This is a genomic window from Nesterenkonia maliinae (assembly GCF_051262655.1).
Lineage (GTDB): Bacteria > Actinomycetota > Actinomycetes > Actinomycetales > Micrococcaceae > Nesterenkonia.
The window spans coordinates 426,214-450,094 of record NZ_JBIMEY010000001.1 but is presented as its reverse complement, the minus strand read 5'-3'; the positions used below and the strand labels follow the sequence as shown (position 1 = coordinate 450,094).

Below are 23,881 nucleotides of genomic sequence, written 5' to 3'. Positions count from 1 at the left end.
CTGCGTCTCGGGATCGGTGAGGGTGTCGGGCAGCTCCGACTCCGTGGCCCCGGGGCTGATCGTGGCCGATGAGCTGACCGTCCAGCTCAAGGCCGGACTGGGTGGAGACCCCCCCGTCACGGTACGGGGCGCTGATCGGCTCCTGACGCATAGCTGCCCGACCATTCCTCGAGTGACCCTCGACCACAACGAATCCACGTCACTGGAGATCACAGTGTCGGTGATCAGACCATGCCGCCATTGGCGTAGAGCGTCTGCCCGTTGATCCACCGCCCGGGTCCGGCGAGCAGTGCGACGACTTCAGCGATGTCCTTGGGGGTTCCGAGACGCTCAAGCGGATTCATCTTGGCCAGCCGGTCGATGGTCTCGTCGTCCTTGCCGTCGAGGAACATGTCGGTGGCTGTGGGGCCCGGTGCGACCGCGTTGACCGTGATGTCTTGTCCGCGCAGCTCCTTGGCGAGGATGAGACTGACGGCGTCCACTGCGCCTTTGGTCGCCGCATAGGGGCCGTAGCCGGGGAGTGCGAGCTTCTTGACCGAGGTGGAGAAGTTGATGATCGCGCCGCCCGCGCGCACGTGGTTCGCTGCGGCTCGGTTGACCACGAAGGTGCCCCGGATGTTGGTGCGGTGCATCTTGTCCAGCACCGCGAGGTCGAAGTCCGCGATGGGTCCGAGGACCATGGAGCCCGCCGCGTTGACCACGACGTCGATCCCGCCGAACCGGCGCTGCGTCTCTTCAAAGAGCGCGTCGACCTCCAGCTCTTCGGCTACATCGGCTTGCATGGCGAAGGCCGTGCCGCCTTGGGACCTGATGGCTTCCACCGCCTCGTCGGCGGCGGCGGTGTTTCCGGCGTAGGCGATGGCGACGTTCTGACCCTCGGCGGCGAGTCGCTCGGCGACTGACCGCCCGATACCGCGTGAACCGCCGGTGACGATCGCGACTCGGCTCTTTTGCTGCGTGGTGATGCTTTCAGACATGGGGGATCCTTCTGTTGTTGATGTGGATGGGTATCGTCTGCGCTGCGGTCGGCGCGGCGGCTCTGGCCCGACCGAGAAGCCCGGTCGGGCAGAGCTCAGGTCTGGGAGACTGCGATGGATCCGAGAATGCTGAGCCGTTCTGCAGAGGGAGACCCAGGCTCCGTCTCGTATACGATCTCGTTCCCGGAGAGACAGGCCCTGTTGCACCCACCCAGATGAACCGGCGGGTGCCCCGTTCACCAGGGCAGGTCAATACCTTCCCAGGTGGTGAAGCTGTTGCTCGGGCCGTCTGGCCCGAGGCGTGCGACGCGAACCACCTCGCGGGATGCCTCATCGACAGTCTCTGTCCCCTGGAAGTTGACCAGCGCGGTCTTCGCGAAGCCAGGGGATACGAGGTTGACCGAGATGTCAGTCTCCTCCAGTTCGATCATCATGGACAGCGTCACTGCGTTGAGCGCGGTCTTCGATGCGGAATAGACCGGCTCGAAGGTCTCGTGGAAGGGGAAGGCCGGGTCAGCCATCCTCGTCAGCGAGCCTTGTGCGCTCGTGACGTTTATGATGCGTGCGTCCGCTGATCGTCGCAACAGCGGCAGCATCTCCTGGTATACGGCGAGGACTCCGAAGACGTTGACCTCCCAGACTGCCCGCACCTCATCGAGGGAGACGACGTTGGGCTGCGCCCGCGCGCGCAGCTCGTCCATGTCTTGGATGTCGGAGCGGACGGAGGAGATCGCGGCGTTGTTCACGAGCAGATCGAGTCGGCCGGCCTCCTTCTCGATGATCTGGGCGGCGTGGTGGATGGAGGCCCTGTCTGTCACGTCGAGGCGAATAGCGGTGGCGTTGGCACCGATCTCGGCGGCGGCGCGTTCACCGCGGGGCAGGTCGCGTGATCCGACGTATACGCTGACGCCGTCGGCGGCCAGTTCCCTCGCGACCTGCTTTCCCATGCCTTGGTTGGCTCCGGTGATGAGTGCGATGCGGTCATCGGGGTTCATGGTGACGGTCTTTCCTGTGGGGCGCTGCTGATACGGGGAGTGGGGGAGGGCGGTCGCCTGAGGAGCGTCCTTTGGCCTCGTCGGCCTCCTGGGGACCGCCGGAGAATGCCAGGGCGGCGATGGACATCATGGTGGTGCTGCTGAAGAGCGCAGACGCGCCTGTCGTATGGTGCATGGGTGCCGTTCTGTCGTCAGGGCTGCGAGGGTTACGAGGGCACCGATCCGATGACGGAGAGCAGCTGCAGCTTCTCGTAGCTCTCTGAGCCTGGAGATGCTGTGTAGACCAGCAGCAGATGGAGCTGGTTGCGATCCACCAGCGTCTGGCAGTTCAGCTCCAGTGCTCCCACCTGGGGGTGGACGAAGTGCTTCAGTTCAGCGGGCCGGATTCCGACTTCGTGGTTGTTCCATGCCTCCTGGAACTCCGGATTGTCCTTGAGCAGCTCGACCAGGTGTGCCGCTTCTGAGCGGGGACCGCGCAAGGTGGTGACCTGACGCAGGTGAGACACCCACATCCTGGTCAGAAACGGATGATCCTCCGGCCGGTAGAAGTCCCGCGCGCCCGGCCGGGTGAACCAGCGATAGCCGATGCTCCGCTCGGGACCGGTGAAGGAGGTCAGGTTCCCGCTCAGGGCGACACCGAGCGGCGTCTGTTTCAGAGTCTGTCCAAGCTCGGTGACGATCTCGGCCGGAGTGTCATGGAGGCGATCAAGGATCCGCAGCAGACCTGGACTGATGTGCGCGCTCTCGGGCCCCCGGCTCGGCGCGTGGCGGCCGTTGAGTCGGAACAGGTGATCTCGTTCATCGAGGGACAGGTGAAGACCCTGGGCGATGGAGGCCAGCATCTGCTCGGACGGCTGCGTGCCGCGCTGCTGCTCCAGCCGGGTGTAGTAGTCGGTGGACATGTGGCAGAGGACTGCCACCTCTTCACGCCGCAGCCCGCCGGTGCGTCGTCGTTCCCCGCGGGGAAGCCCGACGTCCTCGGGCTGCAGGAGCTCGCGGCGCCGTCGGAGAAACTGCGCCAAGCCGGCGCGATCCGTGGTCATTGGTATCTCCTCCATGTGGTGTCCCTCAAGTTTTACCGGCAGGCGGGTCCCGTCACCAGGGACTGACCGTCCCTCTCGTCGGTGAGCCAGGGGCTGCGAGTCCAAGGACGAGCTGACACCGCCTGGTCCCATGTGGCTGGACTACATGTCCGCCACAGGAGGGGACGGGGGATCGGGGGGACTGGAGAGTCCTGGATAGACCCGCACCAGAAGTGAACCATTGGTGTCACACGCCGGAACTGGCGAGGAATCACCACAATGAGGAGCTTCTAATGGTCACCAACATCGAGATCCCCAACATGCGAGGCAAGATCGCCGTTGTGACAGGAGCCAGTGATGGCATCGGCTTTGTCATCGCCTCACGTCTCGCGGAGGCGGGTGCGGAGGTCATCATGCCGGTTCGTTCCCCCGTCAAGGGTGAGGCTGCCGCGGAGCGTATCCGCACGGCTGCGGGAAACCGGAACGTCTCCACCCGAGAGATGGACCTCTCCTCGCTCGACTCCGTCGCCGCTCTGACCGACCAGTTGATCTCCGAGGGCCGACCCATCCACGTTCTGATCAACAATGCCGGTGTCATGACGCCACCGACCCGGCAGGTCACGAAAGACGGGTTCGAGCTGCAGTTCGGCACGAATCATCTGGGCCACTTCGCGCTGACGATGGGGCTGTTGCCCCTGCTCAAGGACGGGCGCGCGCGTGTGACCCACCAGACGAGCATCGCGGCGCGCCGGGGTGAGATTCTCTGGGAGGATCTGAACTCGGAGAACAACTACGACGTCATGAAGGCGTACACGTCTTCAAAGATCGCCGTTGCGCTCTGTGCCCGGGAGCTGAACCTTCGCAGTCGTCGAGAAGACTGGGGGATCTCCAGCAATATCTCCCACCCGGGCGTCTCTCCCACCAACCTGCTCAATGCGCAGCCTGGACTCGGACGCGATCGAGAGACGGGTGGTCGCCGGATGATTCGGGTGCTTTCGCGTCTGGGGATCGCCGGGACGCCACAGTCAGCGGCACTTCCCGCGCTGGTCGCGGCCACCGACCCCTCGGCGCGTGGGGACGAGTTCTACGGACCTCAGCGCACCATGGGCGGCGGCCCCTCTAAGCAGGAGTTCTGGGCACCGTTCGCTGGCATGGACAACGCCACGCGGATCTGGCAAGCGTCCGAGCAGCTCGTGGGGATCCGCTTCGCAGTGTGATCCCCACCCCATTGTTGCGGGATCACCGCAGACTCGAATCAGCGTCTACAGGTCGTCCGCGGATCATGCCACTGGGGGAGTAAATCACCGGAGCAGCGCGTGGACTTGCCCGGAGAGATCTGCGAAAGACCGCATTGGACGTGGCTCTCCAAGGACCACGACTGATCAAGTTCGGAAGCATCAGGGGTGCGCATGAGGTCTCCTCCTCTCGCGCCGCCAGGGATTGAAAATCCGTCAACGGTAGTAGATCTGCACCTCAGTGGACTAGGGTTTCCGAGATTCTTGCGCGCCCTGCGCAAGCCTGTGACGTCTGGAGGAGGTCGCACATGTCAGCCGGATTCAGCTGGGTGCCGGATGCGGAGCGGGGCGAATGGCTGCGCTCTATGGAGGCGGAGTCCTTCGGCAGCCTCTTCTCGGTGGTGCCCCGGGGCTTCGAGATGTACGCCCGGGTGTTTCACCCCGTGGAGCGTGACCGTCCGCGCGCGACCAGGTCCTGGCACGCCATAGATCGGACGACCTACTTCGACGATGCCGCGGACATCGGGGCCCTGCTCGAGACTGAGCCCTGCACCTGGTCGGCGGCGGCCGCCTCATTCGGGACGACCATGCACGCAGAGGCGCAGTATGCGCGCCTCATCGGATCCGCTTCCGGCGAGGAGGTGGGAGCTGTGGCCGCCGATGGCTGGCGGTACGGCGAGCCATCGGAGGGTGCCCTTGATGCGAGCACGCTGACGGCGGCGTCCCAGGTGCTCGCACGTCATACCGGGACCCCCGACACGGGCATTGCAGCGATCTGGGAGGGGTGGGGCGGCCTGGTGAGTTCAGCCGGGTCGAAGGACTACCTGACCGAGGCGAGCCCGCCTCCGGTGGGCCACCCCGCCGCCGGAGAGGGTATCTGGGGCACAACGGCTCAGTCCTTTCGGCGGCGATTCGCTGTCGCCGCCCAGCGCAGCAAGAGCTCGGTGCGCTCGCTCCGGGTGACCCTGCCGCGTCTGGCGCCTCGAGCACCGAAACCAGGAACGGGCGTGCTGGCACCCGAGATCGCAGCGGGGCCCCGATTCGACCTGCACGGGGACACCGGGCGGAACTACGTCCTCTTCGAAGCCGGTGCTGCCGCCTTCGCCGATCCTCACTGGCCTGCCCGCGCGCCGTGGTCCGATGACGCCGCCCGAGTGCAGTCACCCAGCATCCTCTGGCCCGAGGATCGTTCCTGGGTGCTCGCCACGGAGCTCGACTACGACTCCACGCTGATTGCGGGGACCGCCGCCCTGATCAGCGATCTCGTGCGGACATCAGGTCTGGAGGTGCTTCCGATCCACCCGAACGCCGACCTGACCTGGGACGGCGACTCGATCAACCGGGCCGCGTGAGGTCAGACATCACACACACGAACGCGCCCACCCGCTCGTCCAGGGATGAGTGGGTGGGCGCGCCAGTGCGTGAGCGGATCAGACTGCGAGCTTGGCGATCAGCGCCTCGGCGGTCTCCGCGGAGGACTGCGGGTTCTGACCGGTGATCAGCAGACCGTCCTGAACGACGTAGGAGCTCCAGTCATCGCTCTTGGAGTAGTCGCCGCCGAGCTTGGTCAGCTCGTCCTCGACGAGGAACGGCACGACGTCGACCAGGTCGACCCCGGCCTCCTCGGTGTTGGTGAATCCGGTGACCTTCTTGCCCTGCACGAGCGGGGTGCCGTCCTCGTTGGTGGCGCGGCGCAGCACGCCGGGGGCGTGGCAGACCAGCGCGAGGGGCTTCCCGGCGCGCAGCGTGGACTCGATCAGGCGGATCGAGGCGGGATCCTCGGCGAGATCCCAGAGCGGTCCGTGGCCGCCGGGGTAGAACACGGTGTCGTAGTCCGCCTCGGAGACGGAGTCCAGGCGAAGGGTCTCTGCCAGCGCGGCGGTTGCCTCGGCGTCGTCCTCAAACCGGCGCGTGTCATCGGTCTTGAAGTCAGGCTCGTTGCTGGCGGGATCCAGCGGCGGCTGGCCGCCCTGGGGGGAGGCCAGGGTGATCTCGTAGCCGGCCTCCTGGAAGCGGTAGTACGGTGCGGCGAGCTCTTCGAGCCAGAACCCGGTCTTCTTGCCGGTGTCGCCGAGCTCGTCGTGGGAGGTGAGAACGATCAGGACCTTCATGGGGATCTCCTTGGTATAGACGGTCTTGTAGCGTGAGGTGCCGCAGACTGAGTGCTCAGGCGGCCTGCGAGGGGGATTTCTGGGATTCGGCCATGCTGGGCGCGAGCAGCTCCAGGGTGCGGTGCTGGACCGCCTCTTCGGGCGCGAGGTTCACCAGCATCAGCTCATCGGCCTGGACCTCATCCGCGAAGGCGTCGAGCCAGGTCACGACCTCCTCCTGAGTGCCGACGGCGGCGCGGGAGAGCATGCTGAGCACCTGCTGGCCGGCGGGGTGATCGCGGAGCATCACTACATCGTCATCGGTGATCTGTCGGTTGCGGCCCAGGTGGTTCTTGATCCAGGCGTTCTCCGCCAGAGTCTTCTGCGCCTGCGCGGTCTCCGCGTCGTCGTGGGCGATGACATTGGCCGCGGCGATGAAGTGCGGCTGCGCGTCTGGTCCCAGCAGTGAATTGGTCGCGTCGAAATGTTCGCGGTAGATGTGCGCCGCCTGGTTGAGCATCTGCGGGGCGAAGTGCGAGGCGAACGCATAGGGGAGTCCCAGCTGGGCGGCGAGCTGGGCGCCGAAGAGCGAGGACCCGAGGATGTAGAGCGGGACGTTGGTGCCCCACCCCGGATAGGCGTTGACGCCGGGGATGCGGCTGTATCCGGTGAGGTAGCCGCTGAGCTCCATCACGTCGGCCTGGAAGCGGTCTGCCTCGGTGCCGTCGCGGCGCAGCGCGCGCATGGTGGGTCCATCGGTGCCGGGTGCCCGGCCCAGCCCCAGGTCGATCCGCTCGGGGTAGAGCGTCGCCAGGGTGCCGAACTGCTCGGCGATCATCAGCGGGGCGTGGTTGGGAAGCATGATGCCCCCGGAGCCGACCCGCACGTTCTCGGTGGCGGCGGCCACGTGCTGGATCAGCAGCGCGGTCGCGCTGGAGGCGATGTTGGGCATGTTGTGGTGCTCGGCGAACCAGATGCGCGTGTAGCCCAGCTTGTCAGCGGTCTGGGCGAGCCGGACGCTGCGGGCGATGCCGTCGGCGACGGTCTCCGGCGCGCGGACAAACGCGAGGTCAAGCAGGGATAGCGGGCGCGAAGCGGTGTTGGGCATATCTGATGCAACAGCACAGAGGAGCGATCTCATTCCGCGAAGTGGCCACCGGCACAGGTTCAGGCTCTGCCCATGACTGTAGAGCCCCTACAAATTCGTTGACACACTGAACCAAAGTGCTATGTTCGCATCACAATGATCAAGCAGGTGCGGTGTGGCAGACGTGACCACTCCGTCTGCTGGAGACGCCTTATTCTCCAGTCGTTCCGGCCGGCCACCCGATTCCTGAAGGGGATTTCCGCCGTGGCGAATGCCGATCCATCACCCGCGGAGAACGAGCAGCCCGCGCGGTCCTTCTACATCTCATTGGCCATCGGGTCTGCGCTGCTGACCGTCCTGATCTACGGCTTCCTGATCTGGTCGAACTGCGAGTCCGACGGGATAGCCGCATTCTTCGGCGACGTGCACCGCTTCCACACCGCCCAGGGCTGCTAGCAAGGTTCAGACGTCCGAGCAGCACCAGGAGCAGCACCAGGAGCAGCACGTCGAGCGCACAGCAGATGGTCCTGGACGACTCGCGGGTCCAGTCCAGCGTCGGCCCTCGACCCGGGCAATGCCCGCCCGACAGCTCATGCCGCCGCTCGCAGGGAGCTTCACAGAAGTTGTCACGTTGCGCCAGAACCCGTGGACTGACGTGATCTGCGCTACGGTGACGCCATGGCTCTCATCAACAGCAATGGTCTGGCACACGTCCGGCTCACCGTCACCGACATCGCCCGATCGAAGGCGTTCTACGACCAGGTCTTCGGCTGGCCCGCCGTGGTGGACACCTCGGCGCACGCCGATGATCCCGCGGTCCGCGCCTCACAGGAGCAGTTCTACGGCGGGGTCATCTACCAGACGCCGCAGGGCACGCTCGTCGGTCTCCGGCCGGTGGGGGAGACCTCGTTCAATGCCGACACCACCGGGCTCGATCACCTGAGCTTCGCCGTGGACTCCCGCGACGCGCTGCAGGACGCTGCCCAGGCGCTGGCCGGAGCCGGCATCGAGCACGGTGAGATCAATGACCTCCACGACACCGGGCTGGCGATCCTCTCCTTCCAGGACCCCGACGGCATCAACCTCGAGCTCACCGCACCCCTGGGCTGATCTCCGCAACCATCCACGACACAGTCTCGGGGCCTATGCCCAAGGCGTAGAGGTCCCTGACACAGCTGCGGCCCCGCACCGACTACTCGGTGCGGGGCCGCAGCTGTTAAGGCTCGGTGTGAGATCAGACCGAGTAGTACAGCTCGAACTCTGGCCTAGGTATAGGTGGGTCTAGTGGCGTCTCGTCTTCCCCGTGATTCCGGGGGAGTAAGCCCAGCGGGGGATAGTCGGATCGTGAGGGATGCAGTGGCGTTTGGGGCCGAGATGGGGCCAGCTTCTGTTCCCGGAGCTAGGATTCAACCATGTCCGGCAAGGTCCCCCAGGAGGAACGCTGCGAGTGCAGTTGCACCGTCAATGAGCGAATGCCGCAGGTGCAGAGCCCGCCCTATGCGTTCGACGTCCCAGGGGCCGCGCACTACACCGGCTCATCCGAATGGGAGATCCGCGACGCACTCCGCCGCGGCGACCTCACCCCCAGCTACCGGGGAACCAAGGTCAAGATCAAGCGCACCGAGCTCGAGCACTGGGTCGACAACCTACCCAACGAGCGCTAACCGCTCTCTGATCTGGGCCAGTGGTGTCCACTCCAGGTGTGTCGTGTCCTACCCTGCGATTAGGCTCGCACCATGGACCCGATGACGACGCACTGGCTCACGGCGGAGCAGGTCGCCCAGACTCTCGGATTCACCTCGAAGACGATCCGCAGCTGGTGCGTGCAGGGCCGGTTCCCGAATGCTAAGAAGTTCCCGGACGACAAGCCCCGCTCAGAGTGGCGGATCCCCGAGAGCGACGTACGTCTACTCAGTGACCGCCCGCCCCACCAACGTGGTCGCATACTGACCCGTAAGGAGCGGGCGGCGCTTATGAACCTCTATAGGGGATGACCCAGGGAGCACCCGACACGAAGCATGGCCCTCCCTGTGGTGGTGCCCTACTTCTCTAGCTCAGCTATTGCATAGCCCAGATAGCCCACAGCCTCAGCTAGTTTCTGGACTGCTGGATCAGTCGACGATGACTGCGCCTGGTAGGCACTGGCAGTTGCTGCTAACGCGAACTGCTTGGATTTCTGACTCATAGCGAACTCCTGATGGTAGACGTGCGAGACTCGGAAACGTTGAAACCGTATTACCTATCTCTGACTGCTCCGGCGCATTGGTGAAGCTTGCTTGGGAGTAGTCGTATTCTGCGGATTCAAAGCTGAGAGTTCTTGTGCGATGGATAAGAGTGCCGAGACTTCGGCCACTTTCAGGCGCTGATCAACGCTTAAGCCGTCGAGCTCGGTGATAGTTCCTGACGATTTTCCCTGCGCTCTCCCTATCGTGTCGCAGAGCGAATCCCACGCGGTGCTGTAGTCGTTCATGGTCACACCTTCCTAGACTGACACTTAGCCGGCGAGAACCGACGTGAACCACTGTATGTACGTTTCAGAACACATGCTTCAGCCAGGGGTTAAAGACTCAGAAGTTGGTCTGGTGAATTCCGTTCCCCTTGTCATACCCTGCGGTTAAGCTTCGGCACACGTGCGGATCGATCACTCACACCTAGAGGGGCACACCATGACCAGCCAGGCCTTCCATCCACCGGATCCGAACGCTATGGCGTGGGCGAATATGCGCTATGAGGCGGAGTCCAAGTCGATCGCGGTCGCCTACATACTGTGGATCTGCTTCAGCATCCTCGGGGTGCACCGCTTCTACCTGGGCAGTCCGCTTATCAGCCTTGCCCAGCTCTTCACCCTGGGCGGCCTTGGAGTCTGGACGCTGATTGATGGCTTTCTGATTCCGGGTCGGATCCGGGCGGTCAATGAGGAGATCCGGATCGAGGTCTACCGCCGCCATGGGCTGCCGGCGCACTATCCCGGCGCCACGGGCCGGTGACACAGCAAGGGAGGGCGAGAGCTTCCGGCCCATGTCCTAGCTGTGCGCCATCATCGTTCCATGAACGGTGCCCGCCCACTCCCAGAGTTGCTGATCTACGGGGAGCACAGCCTCGACCCTGCCAAGGTGAAGTCGGCACCGTACCGGCGCGAGCCTTACGTCCGCGTGGAGCTCCCCGACCTGGGCACGGTGGACGCGAAGGTGCGCCGATGGACCCCGACTCGGGTGCTGGTCGTGTGGGATGACGACGCGCACGACAGGCGGAGCGCGTGGGTGCCCGCCGACTGGGTAACCAGGATCGACCGGGCCGAGAGTTCGTGGCGTGATCCGTACGACCTATGATGAAGGCAGCCTCAGTCGGCCGTTGCGCCCCCTCGCCCATCGAGGTCATCTCCTCGCTGGTGCCAACGCCTTCCGCGTTCGAATGGTCGCCCTGTCGAGAGAATCGCGGAGATCCACCACTGCGCCGCGCAGCACTGCATCGGCATCTTCGCCTGTTGCACTCTTGGCACGTGACAGCGACAGGTATGCCGTCACCATCAACTCTTCCAAGGGCTCATACACGTCCGGTGCGGCGTATAGCTTGAGGCCAGCAATCTTCATTCGCATCACTGACTCATGCGCTTCAAGGTCGGCAAGAGCCTCAGAAGCACCCTCGTCGGCCTGCGAAACCTCTGCTCTCACTTGCCGCTTGCTGATGCGGCCTGCCGCGCCTTCTCCAATAAAGTGGAAGTGCGCGGAGAGGTTGTTGACGAACCTCTCAAATGCCCAGACGTATCCCGCAGCATCCTCAATCACTGCTTTGGCCGCTACCGACAGACGTTCTTGACGCGCCCGTTCCAGCTCGCGGCGGAATGTGAAGCGATGAGCGAGCCACGTAGCCAGCACTGCCACGACCACAGGCGCGCCCCAAGTAAGCAGGAGAGCCAGATAGTCAGGCGCGGCGGCGGTGGCCTCCTCGGCGGCGTCGGGGCTCGTCAGATACATCCGTTGATCATATTCGCAAACACGAGAGCCGCCCCACCCTTGACTGAGGGTGGGGCGGCTTTCGTGGGGGCGTCTTTGTCCCAGTGAGGGAGGGCCAGGCGATCGGTTCAATCTCCCACGTGTTCCCGAGACGCCAGGCAGCTAGTCTGTGCGCATGTCACTTATCTTAATGTCACACGAAATTGAGCTGACTTTCGACAATGAGCAGGAGGCAACATCGGCCTACGCTGCGTTAGAGCCAATCCTTCTGAACCTTGAAATTGAACACCGGCGTGGGACGGACCGAGCCGAAGCTTGGGTTGTCCGATCAAAGGTGCTCTACGACTCCAAAGTCGAGTACGTCCAGGCAATTGCGGACACAGTAAGTGCGACCGGGAACATCGACTATGAGGCCCGCGAGGTGTTTCTTGGAAACGGTGGATGACCTGGGATGCATCCCGAAGTAGCTCGAGCCGTCTTCCGGACTCCCCAAGGGAGGGCCACGCGGTAAGCGCGACCCTCCCTGGCCTACTTCGTCACCCCTGCCTCTCTGCGACTTGAGCCCTCTTAACCGACTTAGCGATTACGTGGCCGTCAAGCTTGACCGAGGCGTGCACCGGTGCCGCCTGGACAGCTGCCACCATGGCCGAGGCGAGCCGCGGATAGTCGATGCTGAACCCTTCGCCCCCGCCGGCTGCGGAGGCCTGTGGTGCCGGTGCGGTTGACGCGGTAGACATCGGTGCCGTGTAGGCCTGCGGTGGGATCATCTGGGACTGACTGACCGGCCCACCTTCTTCGAGGTGCAGGGCGTTGATCCGATCGAACAGGCCCACCCCGTACTTCTCCACCGCCGCGGTGCGCATCATGTACTCACCGTTGGACGCCATGATCGGCACATCATCCGACGTGCCAGTGCCGGGGCCAACGATGGGGCCGCCGTCCTTCTTGGTGACACCACCGTTGGTCCTGCCGCCAGGGCCTGCCGTCAGAGCGCCGATAGTGTGCACGGTGATGTATGAATCGCGGTTCCGAGCCGCCGTGTTGATGGCCGACTCGGCGTCCCAAGTTGCCGCGTCCACATCGATCGTCGCCCCGGATGCATTCACGGATCCGAGGAGCCGATCCTTAGCGACCGTGGCTGGGTAGGTGTTGCCGTCGATCGTGATGTTCTCTTTGCCGTTCCTGACGGCCCAGAGCACCTTGTCGAGCACCGTCTTCGCGGGGTAGTCGTTGCCGCCGATGGTGACCCTGTCGGAGGAGTTCCGGATCTGCCCTCGAAGGCTTTGCAGGACTTCATCCGCTGGCACCTTGTTGCCGCCGATGCTGACGTTCTCCCAGGAGTTCTCCACCGAGGTGAGGAGTCCAGATAGCACCTCATTTGCCGGCGCCCTGGTCGCTGAGATCGTCACGTCTCCCTCGGACTCGGAGACGGCCCCCATGAGGGCTCCTAGGGCTTCGTCGGCCTGGTAGGTCTGCCCATCGATGGTGACCTCTCCAGTCTCTTCATCGATCATTCCCATGAGGGCTGTCATGGCGTCTTCTGCGCTGAGCGTGTCACCGTTGATAGTGACGTCTCCCTCGGTCTCATCGATCACCGTCTCGAGCTCACCGAGTCTGCCGGTCATCTCGGTCACGGAGTCGTGGACCTTGGCTGACATGACCAGCGGATCGAACTCGTCATTCATCTTGGTGCGGATGTCGTCGAGGCCGCCGCTGATGCTGCGGATATCGTCTGCTGCCTCCTGGCCGTTCTCTCCGAGCTCCCTGGCGCCTTCTGCTGCCAACTTGAGAGCGCCACCAGCTCCCGCGAGTTCCGCGTTGCCGGTGATCGCTGCCATTCCTATGGCTGCGTTTCCCAGCCCGTCTAGGAAGGGTGGAAGGACACCGCTCACGAACCCGGTGAATCCTTCTGTCATGGACGCTGCGGCTTCTAGGCCCATGTCTGCGAGGTCTAGGGCGCCGTTGGCCGCTTCCTGGAAGAATTCCATGAGTGGTCCGCGGTTGGCGGCTACCCAGTCCGCGGCCCCGGAGATGTCGTCGGAGAAGGCTGCGGCGAGTGCTCCCTGGATCCCTTCGACCCCGGTCTCGATGCTGGCTTTCGCTGCTGCGATGTCGGTCGCTGCGTTGTCCCCGAGGGTCTGGAGGACGTCCTTGATCTTGCCCTCTGTGTCCCCGAGAGCGTCCTGGACTGTCCCGAGGTCCAGGGCGAATAGTGCCGCCCCGAGGTCTTCACCTGGCCCGCCGAAGAGGTTGGCGATCGCCTCCTGAGTGTTGCCGCCTTCGTCCTTCGTCTTGCGCAGAGCATCGAAGACGATGCCCATCGCGTCGCGGGCCGCGGGTCCGCCCTCTTGGAATCCAGACACGACGCCCTCGACGTCTACCCCGAGGTTCGCCAGCGCCTCGCGTGCGGGGTCCGTGCCTTCCCTGACTCGGAGACCCATCTCCTTCACGGCGTCCGCGACCTTGTCGGTGTCTCTGGCCCCTTCATCGAGTGCCTGCCGGATGAGACCCATGGCGTCGGCTCCGTCGAGGCCCACCTGCTCGAACTGCCCTGAGTATTCGTTCAGGGTGTCCATGAGGTCGTCGGATACTGCCCCTTGTGAGGTGGCGGCGATGAGGTCGAAGGCTTCCTCGGCATCTGAGACGAGCCCTGTCTTGAGCATCTGCCCGACTGCTCTGGCTGATTCCGGGATGTCGTACTCGAAGACATCCGAGATCCCTGTCAGTTGGGAGATGACCGCGGTGATCTGTTCCTGGGTCGCGTCCTCGTCGATCAGTCCTTGCTGGAGTGCATGGCGGGCGGTGTCGAGGTTGGCTTCGGTGGACTCCCCGAAGGCTGAGGCGTAGGCATTGCCCGCCGCCAGTCCGAAGCGCTGTGCGGTGGCCTCGTCGAGGCCGGTGCGGGCTGAGAACATGTCCCGCGATACTTCGACCGCGAGGCCTTCCTGGATCCCGTTGATGAGTGCCCCGCCGATTGCTGCCCCGATGCCCACGACTGCGCCGGCGATGGGGATCGTCGCGAGGGCCGCTATCACTCCCTTGGAGAGTCCCTGCCCTGCGTCGTCGCCGGCCTGCTCACCTTCGGCGCCTAGGCCTGAGATCGCGGACTCTGCCGGTGAGGTGTCCGCGTCGAGTGTCATCTCTGCCGTCTGGCCGTCGAGGCTGCGGAGTGCCTGTTCTGCTACCCCGAGCTGTGACTCTGCGCGGGACGCATCCCCGGTCACGGTCACTTCCCCGGTCTCACCGTCCAAGGCTGTGAGTGCTTGCTCTGCCGTTCCGAGCTCGGCCTCTGCGCGGGAAACATCCCCCGTAACTGAGACTTCCCCGGTATCTCCATCGACGCTCTGCAAGGCCTCTTGGATCTCTGCGATCCGGCGCGATGCGTCGGTAATGTCGGCATCGACGGAGAATGACGGGTCCTGCATCTTGGCCAGGATCTCCATGGCCTTCATGACCGCCGCGTACTTGCGATCGAACGCCGCGACGTCGAGCTCTACGTGTCCTCGGAGTGTGCCGAGGTCCAAATTACCTGCCATGGCCGGCCCCATTGATGGTGGAGGCTGCCGAGCCGGTGAACACTTCGTCGGCCTGGTCGAGGTCTATTCTGAGCGACTGCGGGCCGATGCGGAACGCAGAGAGTGTGCCGTCTTGAATGCGGCGAAGAATGGTCTTGGTGCTGACGTGGTAGCGGGCGGCTGCCTCGGCCGTTGTGGCGAGGTTCAGCGGCGGCGCTGTGAGTGCTGACATTGCGGCGTCTCCTTGGATACCAGAAAAGCCGAGAACGTAGACGCCATCGGTGGCGTTACGTGCTCGGCTCCCCCCTGGAGTGCCGTTCGACAGGGCTTCACTCGGCGGCCTCCTGTGCCCATTCCGAGTGCTCTTCAATCTAGCGTCGGCTATTCAATTGGTGTCTCTATTCTACCTCTGTGGGCTTCACTGTCCTAGTTGTCTCCGGCGCTAGATCAGCGTCATGCCGCCATCTTCAAGTAGCGGTAGACCGACGCCCGGGACATGTCCGTGAGCTTGGCGATCTCATCGGCGTTCATGCCCTGCGCCTTGTAGGTCCTCACCTTGGCGGCGGTGGCGTCGTCCACACGGCGGGGACGTCCGCCCTTGCGGTTATTCTGCGCTGCGGCGGCGAGGCCGGCGCGGGTGCGCTCGGAGATGGTGTCTCGCTCGAGCTGCGCGAAGGCGGCCATGATGGTGAGCATGGCGCGGCCCATTGGTCCGGTGGTGTCGATGTTCTCTGTGAGGGACTTGAAGCCGACGCCGCGGGCTTCGAGCTCTTCGATGACCTGGAGGACGTGGCGGGTGTTTCTGCCGAGCCGGTCGAGCTTCCAGACGGTGAAGACGTCCCCGTCGCGGAGGTGGTCGAGTGCTGCTGTGAGCTGTGGCCGTTCGGTCTTGGATCCACTGACGCCCTGGTCGGCGAAGATGCGATCTGCGCCTGCCTTGTTGAGCGCGTCTTTCTGGAGGCCGAGGTTCTGTTCTTGCGTGGAGACCCGTGCGTAGCCGATGACCGCCATTGTCTTGCCCCTGTCTTATATTACCGTTGGTCGAGTTATTAGACGATAACCCTTATTGGGCGGCATTACAAGACACGCCATGATGCGGATCGCTCTCGCGGGAGCCGGACCGGGACGTGTCGCAAGAAACGACCGTTTGCAAGACAGACGAAAGCGCCCGCCAGCCGAAGCTAACGGGCGCCCTCTGTGGTGGTGCTACTTGTCCTCTGCTGCGGACCTCAGTGCGGTCTCTGCGCCCTTGAGGAACGCCCTCCCGCTCTTGGTGGCCGCGAGGTCGCCGTCTTGGATCTCCTCGAGCACCGCGGCCAGGGAATCGGCGGTCTGCTTCATCTCTGCTGCCTTCATTCGGATTCTCCTCAGTAGGTTCCTTCTGGTGTCGTTTGGTGCTGTGGCTAGGTCCGGACGCCGGCCGCTGCTGCGAGAGCTCGGACCGCGGACAGTGAGACCAGCATCCGCCCGTCCTTGTCGGTGGTGTACTCCAGCCGGCCACTGACCGCCGCGTTGGTCACGCTGGTCATGTTGACCCCGGAGAGCTTCGCGGCCCTGTAGATCGAGACCTGGTCACCCATGGTCAGCCCTTCTGCAGATTGATCGCGGCGGTCTTGGCTTCGGCGTAGGCGCTCTGCACGCTGTAGTGCTTCCCGGCGATCGCTCGGCCTGCCAGGTGGTCGACCTTGGCGAACACCTGGGCGGCGTGGGCGGTGCGGACTCCTCTCTCGAAGGCCTCACGGTTCGGACCGTCCGGGATGACGCTCGCGAGCCGGTTCGCGGCCGCCATGCCCAGCTCGTCCGGGGTGAGCTCCAGGGGGTTCTGCCCCGTGCCGTTCTTGGCCCGCAGGTGGCCTCGTGCGAACCGTTCGGCGGCCAGCACCTCGGGCTGTGATGCTCCCCGCAGGAACTCCTTGAGCGGGGTGCCGGACTCGAGGACCGGGAGGACGTCGTACTTCCAGACGTGCTCCGCTTCGATGAGCGCTTCCGGGGTGCCCTGGATCTTCGGCCGTGATGCCTCGAACCGTTCCAGCTCGGCGGCTGCCGCTGATTCGACCTTGGTCCGGTTCTCCAGGAGCGCCTGCTCTGCTTCGGCCTGCGCGGCCTCGGTGAGCTCTGCCCGCTTCCGGGCGTTGGCTTCGCCGGTGAGGTCAGGATCTCGGAATGCCTGGGCCTCCTTGACCTTCGCTTCGTGGCCTCGGATGAGGTCGGCGGTCTCGTCGGCGGCGGTGGTGATGGTCTCTGTTGAATCGGTCATGCTGTGCCTCCTAGGCGTTGTGGTTGTCGAGAGCCCGCTGATGGGCTTCGATTCGTGCGAGGAGATGCTGCGAGGAACGTGTCTGTCCGCGCCGTAGCTTCTCCGGTACTGCGTCTATGGGGGTGTGGCCGGGGATGCCCGCCGGCTGGTCTGCGATCTCTACTTGCAGCTTGGACACGGTCGCCTCCATTAGGTCGGCCATCTTGCGGACGTTGCCCGGGACGATCTGGCCGCGGGCCTCCATCAGCCGGATCTTGTTCCGCATCTGCCGGGCGGTGTCCTGCGCGGACCTCAGAGCGCTCCGGCGCTGCTTGTTGTCCTTCGCCCAGCGGCGCCGGGTCGCACCCTCTCGCAGTGATGCCCCGGCCAGGGTCGCCAGACGGTCCGTGACGGCCTCCTGCTCCCCTGCTGGTGCAATCACACGGGCGAGGGCCTGCACAGCTCCCACGACCGGCCTGAGCTTGCCCAGCTCGTAACGGGAGATCGTGCCCGGGCTGATCCCGGCCAACTTCCCGCAATGGACCTGCGTAAGCCCAGCGTCGGCGCGGAGACGGCGAACCTCGGCGCCGAACCCATCCCGCAGACGGTCACGCTCATCGTCAGGGATGTGTTCGCGGACATCACGCGGACGCCGTACCGGACCACCACTAGGCGTAACGTGCGCGTGCGCGAGTTTTGGGTCCGGACCGTCCGGATCAGGTCCGGGGACGGTTTCCACACGGTCTCGAACCGGATTAGGCGTAACGCGTGCGCGCGCGCGTTTCGGTTGCGTACCGTACGCACCGTGTGAATCAGTCACCGGAATCCTTCCCCGCGTGCGCGTGTGCGCGGGAGCCCCAGAAACCGTTTCCGTCGGTCTTGGTCGCATTTGAAATGCGGGCTGGTGGTCGCTGCCAGTCGAGGTGTTCCTCATCCCGGGCGAGGGTCGAGGGCAGGGGGCCTTCCTCGACGCCGTTGGCGTTGGTCATTGGTCTAGTCATCGGTCTTCCCTTCTGGGAGTTTGGATAGGGTCTCGAGCCGGCCGCTCCGCAGCGTCTCCAGCTGCTCCCGGGGTGTGCCGGCGTAGTTCCGCTGGAGGAGGAAGATCAACATCCTCGAGAACTCGGTCACCAGGGGTGCATCGTCCGGGCTGGCGAGCATTTCGAGCCTGCTGGGGTCCTCGTCGAGCTCCAGCAAGCACCAGCCGATCGCGGCCAGGAGGTCATCGTCCATGCGTTCAGTCCTTCCAGGTAGCTGCTCGGAGTGACCAGCACTCGGGGCAGGGACAAGATGTGTCGGTCGGTCCGCGGTGCGGTTGAGGTTGGCGCATCATCCGGGCCGCGTCGGGTGCCAGTTTCGAGTAGGGTCCGGCGGGTCCGAGACCGGCGATGTAGTTGCACGCGCACGGGGCGTATCCGCATTCTTCGCAGGGGTTCACTTCGCATCGCTCCAATCCCTGTTCGGATTCCGGAACTGGTTGAAGTCGAACGGCCGCGGATCCCTCGGGGCGAACCTCTCCGGTTTCGGCGCCGGCGGATCATCAGGCCAGGTGTCGGAGTAGCTCTGGGCCGGTGGCGGTTCGGCCGAAATCGGGGCCGGATCTGGGGTCGATTCGATTTCCCCGGTCTGAGTGTCTACTTCTTCAAGAAGGGAGGTCTGTTCTTCCTCCTCCTTGCCTCCGCCTTTTCCTCTTCCTTCCATCGTCCGAGGACTGTCCGCGGACATCCCCTTCTTGGAGCGTGCTTCGGTGCACTTATCCGGGCTGCACTGGGAATGATCTCCCCGCTCATGGCGCCTATCTCGCTGCTTCCGTGTGCGGTCCCGTTCCAAACGGTTCAGCGTGTTCGCCTCGAGCTGCGCTGCTGAGGTCTGGAACTTCTGGAAGTCGGAGATGAAGTAGCCCTCATCCGTCTCCTGCCAGAGACCGGACCTCACGAGCTCCCCGGCTAAGTCGGGCGAGGAGTGTGGGACCAGCGGGAGGTCGTCGTGTGCGATCACTCCGTCCGTCATGTTCGACACCGACCAAGCCGTTCCCAGCACGAACTGCCGAAGTGCTGGCGGGGTGGCCTTGAGAACCCTCCGGTCGTTCAGATAGTGCGTGGGGAATCGGGAGTCCATCTAGCCCTCCTGGGGGTCTCCGTGGTGGCTCTCTGCGCCGGTGAGGATCTCGTCCAGCGGCCGGATCGTGCAGAGCACCACGCGGGCTTGTAGTCCGCGGTCCTTGGCCCGCTGTGCGGTTCTTTGAGCGGCTGTGAGGCTGAGGTGGACCCGGCGCCGGAACTGTGGCTCTCCGGTCGAGCTGTGGACCTCTGAGACGACTACGAAGGCGTCTGCGAGTCGTTCGCGGGTGACCTCGTCGATGAGGTGTTCCTCGATCACTGGGCGGCCTCCGTGACTCTCGATTCGCTCCGGCTGAGGATCCATTCGGCTGCCTGCTCGGGAGTCAGTGCCCCGATGCACTCACCGCAGAAGTTCTTCCCGTTGCGAGGGGGGTCAATGAGGTGGCCGTCCCGGGTTTCAGGTTGGGCCGACTTTCCACAGAAGGTGGGGGTGTCTCGCCCGTCGATCAGGGATTCGTAGAAGTCGTTCTTGCTATAGAGGTGGATGCTCATAGCCCCTCACCGCCGTGGAGCTTCTGGGCCTCGCGGATGAGCCATTCTCCGAGCCGTTCGAGCTGTTCGGGTCCGGCGTCGATCCAGACGTTCTGCCCCGCGGGATCCACGATGACGAGTTGCAACGCGTGGAGCTGGTTCTCGTCGTCTGGCCCATCGAACATGTCCGACAGGTAAAACTCGGTCTTGTCGGGCGCCTGGGCCGGGGTGTCGTTGTCCCCGGTGTGGATGGTCAGGGATCCCTTGAGCTTGCTGGTCACGCCGGCGACGGGAGGAAACGAATGTTCCTCAACGCGGGGGACGAATGTAGTATCAGACATCATCAGTGCTCCTTCGTGGGGTTCTGGTATCTGAGCGACCTGGTGATCTTCTTGGCGGGAGGTGCCAGGTCGTTCTTCTATGTCCGGGGTGATGCTCATGCGCTCACCTCGGCCCGTTCGGCCTCGAAGTGTGAGTTGACCCAGGATTCGAGATCGTCTTCTCTCATGACCCGTCGTCCGGCGATGATCGCCGTGTGGGGAAGTTGCTCTGTCGAGATCATGTACTGAACCTGCCCAACTGACCTGTTCAGCCGCTCCGCAATGTCTTTGACGTAGAGCAGTCGACTGGGGCCGCTTGTCTTGTGTTCCATGGGGGCCTTCCTGCTACATGGTGTTGGTGACCTACCAACACCATGTAGCGTAGCACACCTCAACGTCGTGCTGTCCAGGGGGCATCAGGGTGATGTAGTCTGGCGTTGTGAACAGCCAGAATGAGAAGACCTCAGAACCGACGGCCGAGACGTACGAAACGTTCAAAATGCCGTGGGAGCACACCTTCCGCATCAACCTCATCTACGTGCGCGAGCTCCGCGGCATCTCTCAAACAGGCCTAGCTAAGCTGCTGAAAGCTGAAGGGCTGCCCTTCCATCAGCAGACTGTCCAGCGCATCGAGGACGGCAAGCGTCCGATCCGCCTAAACGAGGCGTTCGTCATGGCCAGGGTGCTCGGCGTCGATATCTTCCAGTTGCTATCTGGGGCCGGCGCGCAAGGCCTTGAGCGTGATGTTGAACTGAACGCGGCGGACGTCGCACGGGGGATGGTGAAGCTGTTCAGCGACTGGGACGACCACCTGGGTCCGATCCGCGACAACCTCCTGGACGTGCTCATAGACGCACGCGAGCCGGTGACGGAGGCTATCGCTTCTCCTGACGTGGATATGGAAGATCGCACCGTGTGGTTGTGGGCTGTCGCGATTCGCCTGGTCGACGTTGCAGAGAGGATTCTCGATGCTTATGACTCGGTCTCAGCCTTCGAGCATCAGTCGGTCCCGAGGGACAAGTGGACGGAGGATTCACACATTCGACGGCTGGAGATGTGGCTATCGCAGTGGAATCAAGACAAAGATCTACAACAGTTTCTGACAGACCTTCTCCGTGAAGATCACGCGTGCCTCGAGGGCGTGTCCGATGACCGGAACCCGTTCCGCCTGGCCCGCAGTGGAGCAATGTTCGACGATCTCCTTGCCTGGGGGAGGAGGTAGGCCATGGCCTATCTGAGGACGCGTGAGAACGGAACCGTTCAGGTCCGCTGGTGGGACCTCAACGGTTCTCAGCGCTCTAAGACCTTCGGCGCGGATGAGAAGCGCACGGCCAAGGCCTTCAAGTCTCAGGTAGAGACTCAGCTCAACGCCGGCATCAACGTCGATCTGAGGAAGTCCAAGACCACGTTTTCCCAGTGGGCCGAGGTGTGGAAGCAGGGCCAACGGATGCACCGACCGTCGACTTACCGGCAGGTTGAATCGGACCTGAAGCGGCTCGAGAAGGCATTCGGCGACAAGGCGCTGCGATCGATCACAGTCTCCTTCGTGCGGGCCTGGGTGGGCTCCATGCAGGCCGAGGGGCTCGAGCCTTCCACTGTCTACGCCCGCCACTCTCGCTTGAAGCAGGTCATGGAAGCCGCGGTCGATGAGGGATTGCTCCAGAAGTCACCGGTGGGCCGCAAGACGGCGCCTAAGCTGACCGCGCGACAGTTTCACATCCCGACCACGGAGCAGGTCTGGGAGCTTCACGGGGCGATGCCTGAGGGCTTGCGGCCGGCGATCCTACTGGGGGCCTTCGCGGGCCTGCGGAACGCTGAGGCGGTCGCGCTGCGGACTGAAGATGTGGACTTCATGCGGGGTGAGATCACGCCGAAGATCCAGCACGGCGGGGGAGAGCTCAAGACCGAGTCCTCCCGCTGGACGATACCCATTGCGGATGAGCTGTCGCTCGAGCTCTCGCGCTACGTCGACACCGGGTTCACTGACACCTTCGTGCAGTCCGCCTACGGCCAGCGGATCACGCCCACACGCTTGCAGGTGCACGTCAGCCAGAAGGCCGAGCGGCTGGGGTTCTATGAGGGGTTCCGGTTCCATGACCTGCGGCACTTCTACGCCTCCGCGTTGATCGCCGCGGGGCTCGACGTCGTGGCGGTGCAGCACTGCCTGCGCCATGCCAAGGCGTCCACCACCCTGAACACCTACGGGCACTTTTGGCCGGACACCGCAGAGGCCCCACGTGCGGCGGTGAGCAAGCTCTTCGCGGCAAATGGGGCCTCTGAGGGGCCAGACGCGGCTACTTCCGCGTCATCTGGCTAGACCGAGTAGTACAGCTCGAACTCGTACGGGTTCAGCCGCAGGTTCAGCGGTGCGATCTCTTCTTCGCGCTTGTATTCGATCCAGGCCTTGACCAGGTCCTCGGTGAAGACGCCTCCCTCGAGCAGGAACTCGTGGTCGGCCTCGAGTGCCGCCAGAGCCTCTTCCAGCGAGCCGGGAGCCTTCTGGATGCTGGCAGCCTCTTCGGCGGGCAGCTCGTAGAGGTCCTTGTCGATCGGGTCGGCAGGTTCGATCCGGTTGCGGATGCCGTCCAGGCCGGCCATCAGCTGCGCCGCGAACGCCAGGTAGGGGTTCGAGGAGGGATCCGGTGCGCGGAACTCAAGACGCTTGGCCTTGGGGTTGGCGCCGGTGATCGGGATGCGGATCGCCGCGGAGCGGTTGCCCTGCGAGTAGACCATGTTGACCGGAGCCTCGTAGCCCTTGACCAGGCGCTTATAGGAGTTCACCGTGGGGTTGGTGAAGGCCAGCACGGCCGAGGCGTGCTTGAGCAGACCGCCGATGTACCAGCGGGCGGTGTCGGAGAGGTTCGCGTAGCCCTTCTCATCGAAGAACAGCGGCTCGCCATCGGTCCAGAGCGACTGGTGGCAGTGCATGCCGGAGCCGTTCTCACCGAAGATCGGCTTGGGCATGAAGGTCGCCGACTTGCCGAACTGATCCGCGGTGTTCTTCACGACGTACTTGAACTTCATCAGGTCATCGGCAGCGTGGGTCAACGTGTTGAACCTGTAGTTGATCTCCTGCTGACCGGGGCCACCGACCTCGTGGTGGGAGCGCTCGACCTCCAGTCCGACGGCGTCGAGGGCCACGCAGATCGCGTCACGCAGATCGGCGCTCTTGTCCTGGGGGCTGACCGGGAAGTATCCGCCCTTGGTGGCCATCTTGTGACCGAGGTTGCCGCCGGGGATCTCCTCGGAGGACTGCCAGGAGGCCTCATCGGAGTCCAGCGAGTAGAAGGACGCATCCGGGCTGGACTGCCACTTGACATCGTCGAAGAGGAAGAACTCGGCCTCGGCGGCGAAGAAGGCGGTGTCGGCGATGCCGGAGGCCTCGAGGTACTCCTCGGCCTTCTGGGCGACGCCGCGGGGGTCACGGGCGTATGGCTCGCCGGTGCGCGGGTTGACGATCGAGAACGTCATCACCAGGGTCTTCTCCACGCGGTACTCATCGATGTACGCGGTGGTCACATCGGGGATGAGCTGCATGTCGGACTCGGCGATGCCCTGGAATCCACGAATGGAGGAGCCGTCGAAGAGCTGTCCGTTCTCGAAGAAGTCGAGGTCAACGGTCTTGGCCGGAAGGTTGAAGTGGTGCTGGAGGCCGGGAAGGTCGGTGAAGCGAACGTCGACGAAGACGACATCCTCTTCCTCGATGTACTTCAGAACTTCATCAGGGCTTTTGAACATACGTCCGTGCTCCTCGTCAGGTGTCTGGGCTTGCGCGCGTAACAGTGGTGAACGCTCTGCTACACGCTATGGGCCGGGCATTTCCCGGCCATCACGCAAATGTTTCCGTCATGTAACTTAAG

33 protein-coding genes are annotated in these 23,881 nt (G+C 64.0%); 12 read left to right on the top strand and 21 right to left on the bottom strand.

What is annotated here, in order from left to right; genetic code table 11:
* Positions 1 to 224: 224 nt before the first annotated feature.
* The 3 genes from ACHAA4_RS02050 to ACHAA4_RS02040 form a co-directional block, all read right to left on the bottom strand.
* A complete protein-coding gene (locus ACHAA4_RS02050) occupies positions 225 to 977 on the bottom strand; it encodes an SDR family oxidoreductase (protein WP_435772528.1) in 753 nt (250 codons plus the stop codon).
* A gap of 236 nt (positions 978 to 1,213) precedes the next feature.
* Positions 1,214 to 1,972 (bottom strand): SDR family NAD(P)-dependent oxidoreductase, encoded by a 759-nt coding sequence (locus ACHAA4_RS02045; RefSeq protein ID WP_435772527.1) that lies wholly within the window; start codon positions 1,970 to 1,972, stop codon positions 1,214 to 1,216.
* 206 nt (positions 1,973 to 2,178) lie between these two features.
* Positions 2,179 to 3,015, bottom strand: coding sequence for a helix-turn-helix transcriptional regulator (locus ACHAA4_RS02040; RefSeq protein ID WP_435772526.1), 837 nt, complete (start codon positions 3,013 to 3,015; stop codon positions 2,179 to 2,181).
* 272 nt (positions 3,016 to 3,287) lie between these two features.
* Here ACHAA4_RS02040 and ACHAA4_RS02035 point away from each other — a divergent pair, with 272 nt between their 5' ends.
* Positions 3,288 to 4,211 (top strand): SDR family oxidoreductase, encoded by a 924-nt coding sequence (locus ACHAA4_RS02035; protein WP_435772525.1) that lies wholly within the window; start codon positions 3,288 to 3,290, stop codon positions 4,209 to 4,211.
* 326 nt (positions 4,212 to 4,537) lie between these two features.
* Positions 4,538 to 5,581, top strand: coding sequence for a hypothetical protein (locus ACHAA4_RS02030; RefSeq protein WP_435772524.1), 1,044 nt, complete (start codon positions 4,538 to 4,540; stop codon positions 5,579 to 5,581).
* Positions 5,582 to 5,659: 78 nt separating this feature from the next.
* Here the strand turns inward: ACHAA4_RS02030 and ACHAA4_RS02025 are convergent, their stop codons facing one another.
* Together ACHAA4_RS02025 and ACHAA4_RS02020 are read right to left on the bottom strand one after the other, a co-directional pair.
* Entirely contained in the window at positions 5,660 to 6,340 is a 681-nt protein-coding gene (locus ACHAA4_RS02025) for a type 1 glutamine amidotransferase domain-containing protein (protein WP_435772523.1), read from the bottom strand.
* A gap of 55 nt (positions 6,341 to 6,395) precedes the next feature.
* Positions 6,396 to 7,427 carry an LLM class flavin-dependent oxidoreductase gene (locus tag ACHAA4_RS02020; protein ID WP_435772522.1) on the bottom strand — a complete coding sequence of 344 codons (1,032 nt, stop codon included), beginning with the start codon at positions 7,425 to 7,427 and terminating at the stop codon, positions 6,396 to 6,398.
* A gap of 243 nt (positions 7,428 to 7,670) precedes the next feature.
* Here ACHAA4_RS02020 and ACHAA4_RS02015 point away from each other — a divergent pair, with 243 nt between their 5' ends.
* The 4 genes from ACHAA4_RS02015 (at position 7,671) to ACHAA4_RS02000 (ending at position 9,400) form a co-directional block, all read left to right on the top strand.
* Complete coding sequence (locus ACHAA4_RS02015) at positions 7,671 to 7,862, top strand: hypothetical protein (protein ID WP_435772521.1); 192 nt, start codon at positions 7,671 to 7,673, stop codon at positions 7,860 to 7,862.
* 222 nt (positions 7,863 to 8,084) lie between these two features.
* Positions 8,085 to 8,516 (top strand): VOC family protein, encoded by a 432-nt coding sequence (locus tag ACHAA4_RS02010; protein WP_435772520.1) that lies wholly within the window; start codon positions 8,085 to 8,087, stop codon positions 8,514 to 8,516.
* Between the two features lie 362 nt (positions 8,517 to 8,878).
* Complete coding sequence (locus ACHAA4_RS02005) at positions 8,879 to 9,070, top strand: helix-turn-helix domain-containing protein (protein WP_435772519.1); 192 nt, start codon at positions 8,879 to 8,881, stop codon at positions 9,068 to 9,070.
* Between the two features lie 72 nt (positions 9,071 to 9,142).
* Positions 9,143 to 9,400 (top strand): helix-turn-helix domain-containing protein, encoded by a 258-nt coding sequence (locus tag ACHAA4_RS02000; RefSeq protein ID WP_435772518.1) that lies wholly within the window; start codon positions 9,143 to 9,145, stop codon positions 9,398 to 9,400.
* Positions 9,401 to 9,645: 245 nt separating this feature from the next.
* On the opposite strand, the gene ACHAA4_RS01995 is transcribed toward ACHAA4_RS02000, so the two are convergent.
* Positions 9,646 to 9,876 (bottom strand): hypothetical protein, encoded by a 231-nt coding sequence (locus tag ACHAA4_RS01995; RefSeq protein WP_435772517.1) that lies wholly within the window; start codon positions 9,874 to 9,876, stop codon positions 9,646 to 9,648.
* 196 nt (positions 9,877 to 10,072) lie between these two features.
* Here ACHAA4_RS01995 and ACHAA4_RS01990 point away from each other — a divergent pair, with 196 nt between their 5' ends.
* Together ACHAA4_RS01990 and ACHAA4_RS01985 are read left to right on the top strand one after the other, a co-directional pair.
* Positions 10,073 to 10,393, top strand: coding sequence for a TM2 domain-containing protein (locus ACHAA4_RS01990; RefSeq protein WP_435772516.1), 321 nt, complete (start codon positions 10,073 to 10,075; stop codon positions 10,391 to 10,393).
* A 60-nt stretch (positions 10,394 to 10,453) separates the two neighbouring features.
* Complete coding sequence (locus ACHAA4_RS01985; protein WP_435772515.1) at positions 10,454 to 10,735, top strand: hypothetical protein; 282 nt, start codon at positions 10,454 to 10,456, stop codon at positions 10,733 to 10,735.
* Positions 10,736 to 10,780: 45 nt separating this feature from the next.
* On the opposite strand, the gene ACHAA4_RS01980 is transcribed toward ACHAA4_RS01985, so the two are convergent.
* On the bottom strand, positions 10,781 to 11,380 hold the full coding sequence (locus ACHAA4_RS01980) for a hypothetical protein (RefSeq protein WP_435772514.1): 600 nt from the start codon (positions 11,378 to 11,380) through the stop codon (positions 10,781 to 10,783).
* 154 nt (positions 11,381 to 11,534) lie between these two features.
* On the opposite strand from ACHAA4_RS01980, the gene ACHAA4_RS01975 reads away from it, so the two are divergent.
* A complete protein-coding gene (locus tag ACHAA4_RS01975) occupies positions 11,535 to 11,804 on the top strand; it encodes a hypothetical protein (RefSeq protein WP_435772513.1) in 270 nt (89 codons plus the stop codon).
* Between the two features lie 91 nt (positions 11,805 to 11,895).
* Here the strand turns inward: ACHAA4_RS01975 and ACHAA4_RS01970 are convergent, their stop codons facing one another.
* The 7 genes from ACHAA4_RS01970 to ACHAA4_RS01940 form a co-directional block, all read right to left on the bottom strand.
* A complete protein-coding gene (locus ACHAA4_RS01970) occupies positions 11,896 to 14,895 on the bottom strand; it encodes a phage tail tape measure protein (RefSeq protein WP_435772512.1) in 3,000 nt (999 codons plus the stop codon).
* Positions 14,885 to 15,106 (bottom strand): helix-turn-helix domain-containing protein, encoded by a 222-nt coding sequence (locus ACHAA4_RS01965; protein ID WP_435772511.1) that lies wholly within the window; start codon positions 15,104 to 15,106, stop codon positions 14,885 to 14,887. The genes ACHAA4_RS01970 and ACHAA4_RS01965 overlap by 11 nt, the downstream gene beginning before the upstream one ends.
* Before the next feature lie 221 nt (positions 15,107 to 15,327).
* A complete protein-coding gene (locus ACHAA4_RS01960; protein WP_435772510.1) occupies positions 15,328 to 15,885 on the bottom strand; it encodes a recombinase family protein in 558 nt (185 codons plus the stop codon).
* Between the two features lie 195 nt (positions 15,886 to 16,080).
* A complete protein-coding gene (locus tag ACHAA4_RS01955) occupies positions 16,081 to 16,230 on the bottom strand; it encodes a hypothetical protein (protein WP_435772509.1) in 150 nt (49 codons plus the stop codon).
* A gap of 47 nt (positions 16,231 to 16,277) precedes the next feature.
* Complete coding sequence (locus ACHAA4_RS01950) at positions 16,278 to 16,454, bottom strand: hypothetical protein (RefSeq protein ID WP_435772508.1); 177 nt, start codon at positions 16,452 to 16,454, stop codon at positions 16,278 to 16,280.
* A gap of 2 nt (positions 16,455 to 16,456) precedes the next feature.
* Positions 16,457 to 17,131 (bottom strand): hypothetical protein, encoded by a 675-nt coding sequence (locus ACHAA4_RS01945; protein ID WP_435772507.1) that lies wholly within the window; start codon positions 17,129 to 17,131, stop codon positions 16,457 to 16,459.
* A 10-nt stretch (positions 17,132 to 17,141) separates the two neighbouring features.
* Complete coding sequence (locus ACHAA4_RS01940; protein WP_435772993.1) at positions 17,142 to 17,552, bottom strand: hypothetical protein; 411 nt, start codon at positions 17,550 to 17,552, stop codon at positions 17,142 to 17,144.
* Positions 17,553 to 17,648: 96 nt separating this feature from the next.
* Here ACHAA4_RS01940 and ACHAA4_RS01935 point away from each other — a divergent pair, with 96 nt between their 5' ends.
* Positions 17,649 to 17,921: a hypothetical protein gene (locus ACHAA4_RS01935; protein ID WP_435772992.1), complete on the top strand. Its 273-nt coding sequence runs from the start codon at positions 17,649 to 17,651 to the stop codon at positions 17,919 to 17,921.
* Position 17,922: 1 nt separating this feature from the next.
* Here ACHAA4_RS01935 and ACHAA4_RS01930 read toward each other — a convergent pair whose 3' ends face one another.
* The 6 genes from ACHAA4_RS01930 to ACHAA4_RS01905 all read right to left on the bottom strand — a co-directional run bounded on the left by ACHAA4_RS01930 (position 17,923) and on the right by ACHAA4_RS01905 (position 20,353).
* Positions 17,923 to 18,099: a hypothetical protein gene (locus ACHAA4_RS01930; protein ID WP_435772506.1), complete on the bottom strand. Its 177-nt coding sequence runs from the start codon at positions 18,097 to 18,099 to the stop codon at positions 17,923 to 17,925.
* Between the two features lie 4 nt (positions 18,100 to 18,103).
* Complete coding sequence (locus ACHAA4_RS01925; RefSeq protein ID WP_435772505.1) at positions 18,104 to 18,343, bottom strand: hypothetical protein; 240 nt, start codon at positions 18,341 to 18,343, stop codon at positions 18,104 to 18,106.
* Between the two features lie 201 nt (positions 18,344 to 18,544).
* On the bottom strand, positions 18,545 to 19,228 hold the full coding sequence (locus tag ACHAA4_RS01920; protein ID WP_435772504.1) for a hypothetical protein: 684 nt from the start codon (positions 19,226 to 19,228) through the stop codon (positions 18,545 to 18,547).
* Positions 19,229 to 19,489: a hypothetical protein gene (locus tag ACHAA4_RS01915; RefSeq protein WP_435772503.1), complete on the bottom strand. Its 261-nt coding sequence runs from the start codon at positions 19,487 to 19,489 to the stop codon at positions 19,229 to 19,231.
* 229 nt (positions 19,490 to 19,718) lie between these two features.
* Positions 19,719 to 20,042, bottom strand: coding sequence for a hypothetical protein (locus ACHAA4_RS01910; RefSeq protein WP_435772502.1), 324 nt, complete (start codon positions 20,040 to 20,042; stop codon positions 19,719 to 19,721).
* Between the two features lie 95 nt (positions 20,043 to 20,137).
* Entirely contained in the window at positions 20,138 to 20,353 is a 216-nt protein-coding gene (locus tag ACHAA4_RS01905; protein WP_435772501.1) for a helix-turn-helix domain-containing protein, read from the bottom strand.
* A 107-nt stretch (positions 20,354 to 20,460) separates the two neighbouring features.
* On the opposite strand from ACHAA4_RS01905, the gene ACHAA4_RS01900 reads away from it, so the two are divergent.
* Together ACHAA4_RS01900 and ACHAA4_RS01895 are read left to right on the top strand one after the other, a co-directional pair.
* On the top strand, positions 20,461 to 21,243 hold the full coding sequence (locus ACHAA4_RS01900; protein WP_435772500.1) for a helix-turn-helix transcriptional regulator: 783 nt from the start codon (positions 20,461 to 20,463) through the stop codon (positions 21,241 to 21,243).
* A 3-nt stretch (positions 21,244 to 21,246) separates the two neighbouring features.
* Entirely contained in the window at positions 21,247 to 22,338 is a 1,092-nt protein-coding gene (locus tag ACHAA4_RS01895) for a site-specific integrase (protein ID WP_435772499.1), read from the top strand.
* Here the strand turns inward: ACHAA4_RS01895 and glnA are convergent.
* Complete coding sequence (gene glnA / locus ACHAA4_RS01890; protein ID WP_435772498.1) at positions 22,335 to 23,759, bottom strand: type I glutamate--ammonia ligase; 1,425 nt, start codon at positions 23,757 to 23,759, stop codon at positions 22,335 to 22,337. The genes ACHAA4_RS01895 and glnA overlap by 4 nt on opposite strands.
* Positions 23,760 to 23,881: the final 122 nt, after the last annotated feature.

What these genes read in the sequence shown, in the direction of transcription:
- ACHAA4_RS02045 (WP_435772527.1), bottom strand. Translation starts at nt 1,972, where the DNA reads ATGAACCCCGATGACCGCATCGCACTCATCACCGGAGCCAACCAAGGC.
- ACHAA4_RS02035 (WP_435772525.1), top strand. Translation starts at nt 3,288, where the DNA reads ATGGTCACCAACATCGAGATCCCCAACATGCGAGGCAAGATCGCCGTT.
- ACHAA4_RS02040 (WP_435772526.1), bottom strand. Translation starts at nt 3,015, where the DNA reads ATGACCACGGATCGCGCCGGCTTGGCGCAGTTTCTCCGACGGCGCCGC.
- ACHAA4_RS01980 (WP_435772514.1), bottom strand. Translation starts at nt 11,380, where the DNA reads ATGTATCTGACGAGCCCCGACGCCGCCGAGGAGGCCACCGCCGCCGCG.
- ACHAA4_RS01995 (WP_435772517.1), bottom strand. Translation starts at nt 9,876, where the DNA reads ATGAACGACTACAGCACCGCGTGGGATTCGCTCTGCGACACGATAGGG.
- ACHAA4_RS01950 (WP_435772508.1), bottom strand. Translation starts at nt 16,454, where the DNA reads ATGGGTGACCAGGTCTCGATCTACAGGGCCGCGAAGCTCTCCGGGGTC.
- ACHAA4_RS01920 (WP_435772504.1), bottom strand. Translation starts at nt 19,228, where the DNA reads ATGGACTCCCGATTCCCCACGCACTATCTGAACGACCGGAGGGTTCTC.
- ACHAA4_RS02020 (WP_435772522.1), bottom strand. Translation starts at nt 7,427, where the DNA reads ATGCCCAACACCGCTTCGCGCCCGCTATCCCTGCTTGACCTCGCGTTT.
- ACHAA4_RS01925 (WP_435772505.1), bottom strand. Translation starts at nt 18,343, where the DNA reads ATGGACGATGACCTCCTGGCCGCGATCGGCTGGTGCTTGCTGGAGCTC.
- ACHAA4_RS01895 (WP_435772499.1), top strand. Translation starts at nt 21,247, where the DNA reads ATGGCCTATCTGAGGACGCGTGAGAACGGAACCGTTCAGGTCCGCTGG.
- ACHAA4_RS02010 (WP_435772520.1), top strand. Translation starts at nt 8,085, where the DNA reads ATGGCTCTCATCAACAGCAATGGTCTGGCACACGTCCGGCTCACCGTC.
- ACHAA4_RS02030 (WP_435772524.1), top strand. Translation starts at nt 4,538, where the DNA reads ATGTCAGCCGGATTCAGCTGGGTGCCGGATGCGGAGCGGGGCGAATGG.
- ACHAA4_RS01955 (WP_435772509.1), bottom strand. Translation starts at nt 16,230, where the DNA reads ATGAAGGCAGCAGAGATGAAGCAGACCGCCGATTCCCTGGCCGCGGTG.
- glnA (WP_435772498.1), bottom strand. Translation starts at nt 23,759, where the DNA reads ATGTTCAAAAGCCCTGATGAAGTTCTGAAGTACATCGAGGAAGAGGAT.
- ACHAA4_RS02000 (WP_435772518.1), top strand. Translation starts at nt 9,143, where the DNA reads ATGGACCCGATGACGACGCACTGGCTCACGGCGGAGCAGGTCGCCCAG.
- ACHAA4_RS01990 (WP_435772516.1), top strand. Translation starts at nt 10,073, where the DNA reads ATGACCAGCCAGGCCTTCCATCCACCGGATCCGAACGCTATGGCGTGG.
- ACHAA4_RS02005 (WP_435772519.1), top strand. Translation starts at nt 8,879, where the DNA reads ATGCCGCAGGTGCAGAGCCCGCCCTATGCGTTCGACGTCCCAGGGGCC.
- ACHAA4_RS01985 (WP_435772515.1), top strand. Translation starts at nt 10,454, where the DNA reads ATGAACGGTGCCCGCCCACTCCCAGAGTTGCTGATCTACGGGGAGCAC.
- ACHAA4_RS01935 (WP_435772992.1), top strand. Translation starts at nt 17,649, where the DNA reads ATGGACCTGCGTAAGCCCAGCGTCGGCGCGGAGACGGCGAACCTCGGC.
- ACHAA4_RS01945 (WP_435772507.1), bottom strand. Translation starts at nt 17,131, where the DNA reads ATGACCGATTCAACAGAGACCATCACCACCGCCGCCGACGAGACCGCC.
- ACHAA4_RS01965 (WP_435772511.1), bottom strand. Translation starts at nt 15,106, where the DNA reads ATGTCAGCACTCACAGCGCCGCCGCTGAACCTCGCCACAACGGCCGAG.
- ACHAA4_RS01970 (WP_435772512.1), bottom strand. Translation starts at nt 14,895, where the DNA reads ATGGCAGGTAATTTGGACCTCGGCACACTCCGAGGACACGTAGAGCTC.
- ACHAA4_RS02050 (WP_435772528.1), bottom strand. Translation starts at nt 977, where the DNA reads ATGTCTGAAAGCATCACCACGCAGCAAAAGAGCCGAGTCGCGATCGTC.
- ACHAA4_RS01910 (WP_435772502.1), bottom strand. Translation starts at nt 20,042, where the DNA reads ATGTCTGATACTACATTCGTCCCCCGCGTTGAGGAACATTCGTTTCCT.
- ACHAA4_RS01960 (WP_435772510.1), bottom strand. Translation starts at nt 15,885, where the DNA reads ATGGCGGTCATCGGCTACGCACGGGTCTCCACGCAAGAACAGAACCTC.
- ACHAA4_RS01975 (WP_435772513.1), top strand. Translation starts at nt 11,535, where the DNA reads ATGTCACTTATCTTAATGTCACACGAAATTGAGCTGACTTTCGACAAT.
- ACHAA4_RS01905 (WP_435772501.1), bottom strand. Translation starts at nt 20,353, where the DNA reads ATGGAACACAAGACAAGCGGCCCCAGTCGACTGCTCTACGTCAAAGAC.
- ACHAA4_RS02025 (WP_435772523.1), bottom strand. Translation starts at nt 6,340, where the DNA reads ATGAAGGTCCTGATCGTTCTCACCTCCCACGACGAGCTCGGCGACACC.
- ACHAA4_RS01930 (WP_435772506.1), bottom strand. Translation starts at nt 18,099, where the DNA reads ATGACCAACGCCAACGGCGTCGAGGAAGGCCCCCTGCCCTCGACCCTC.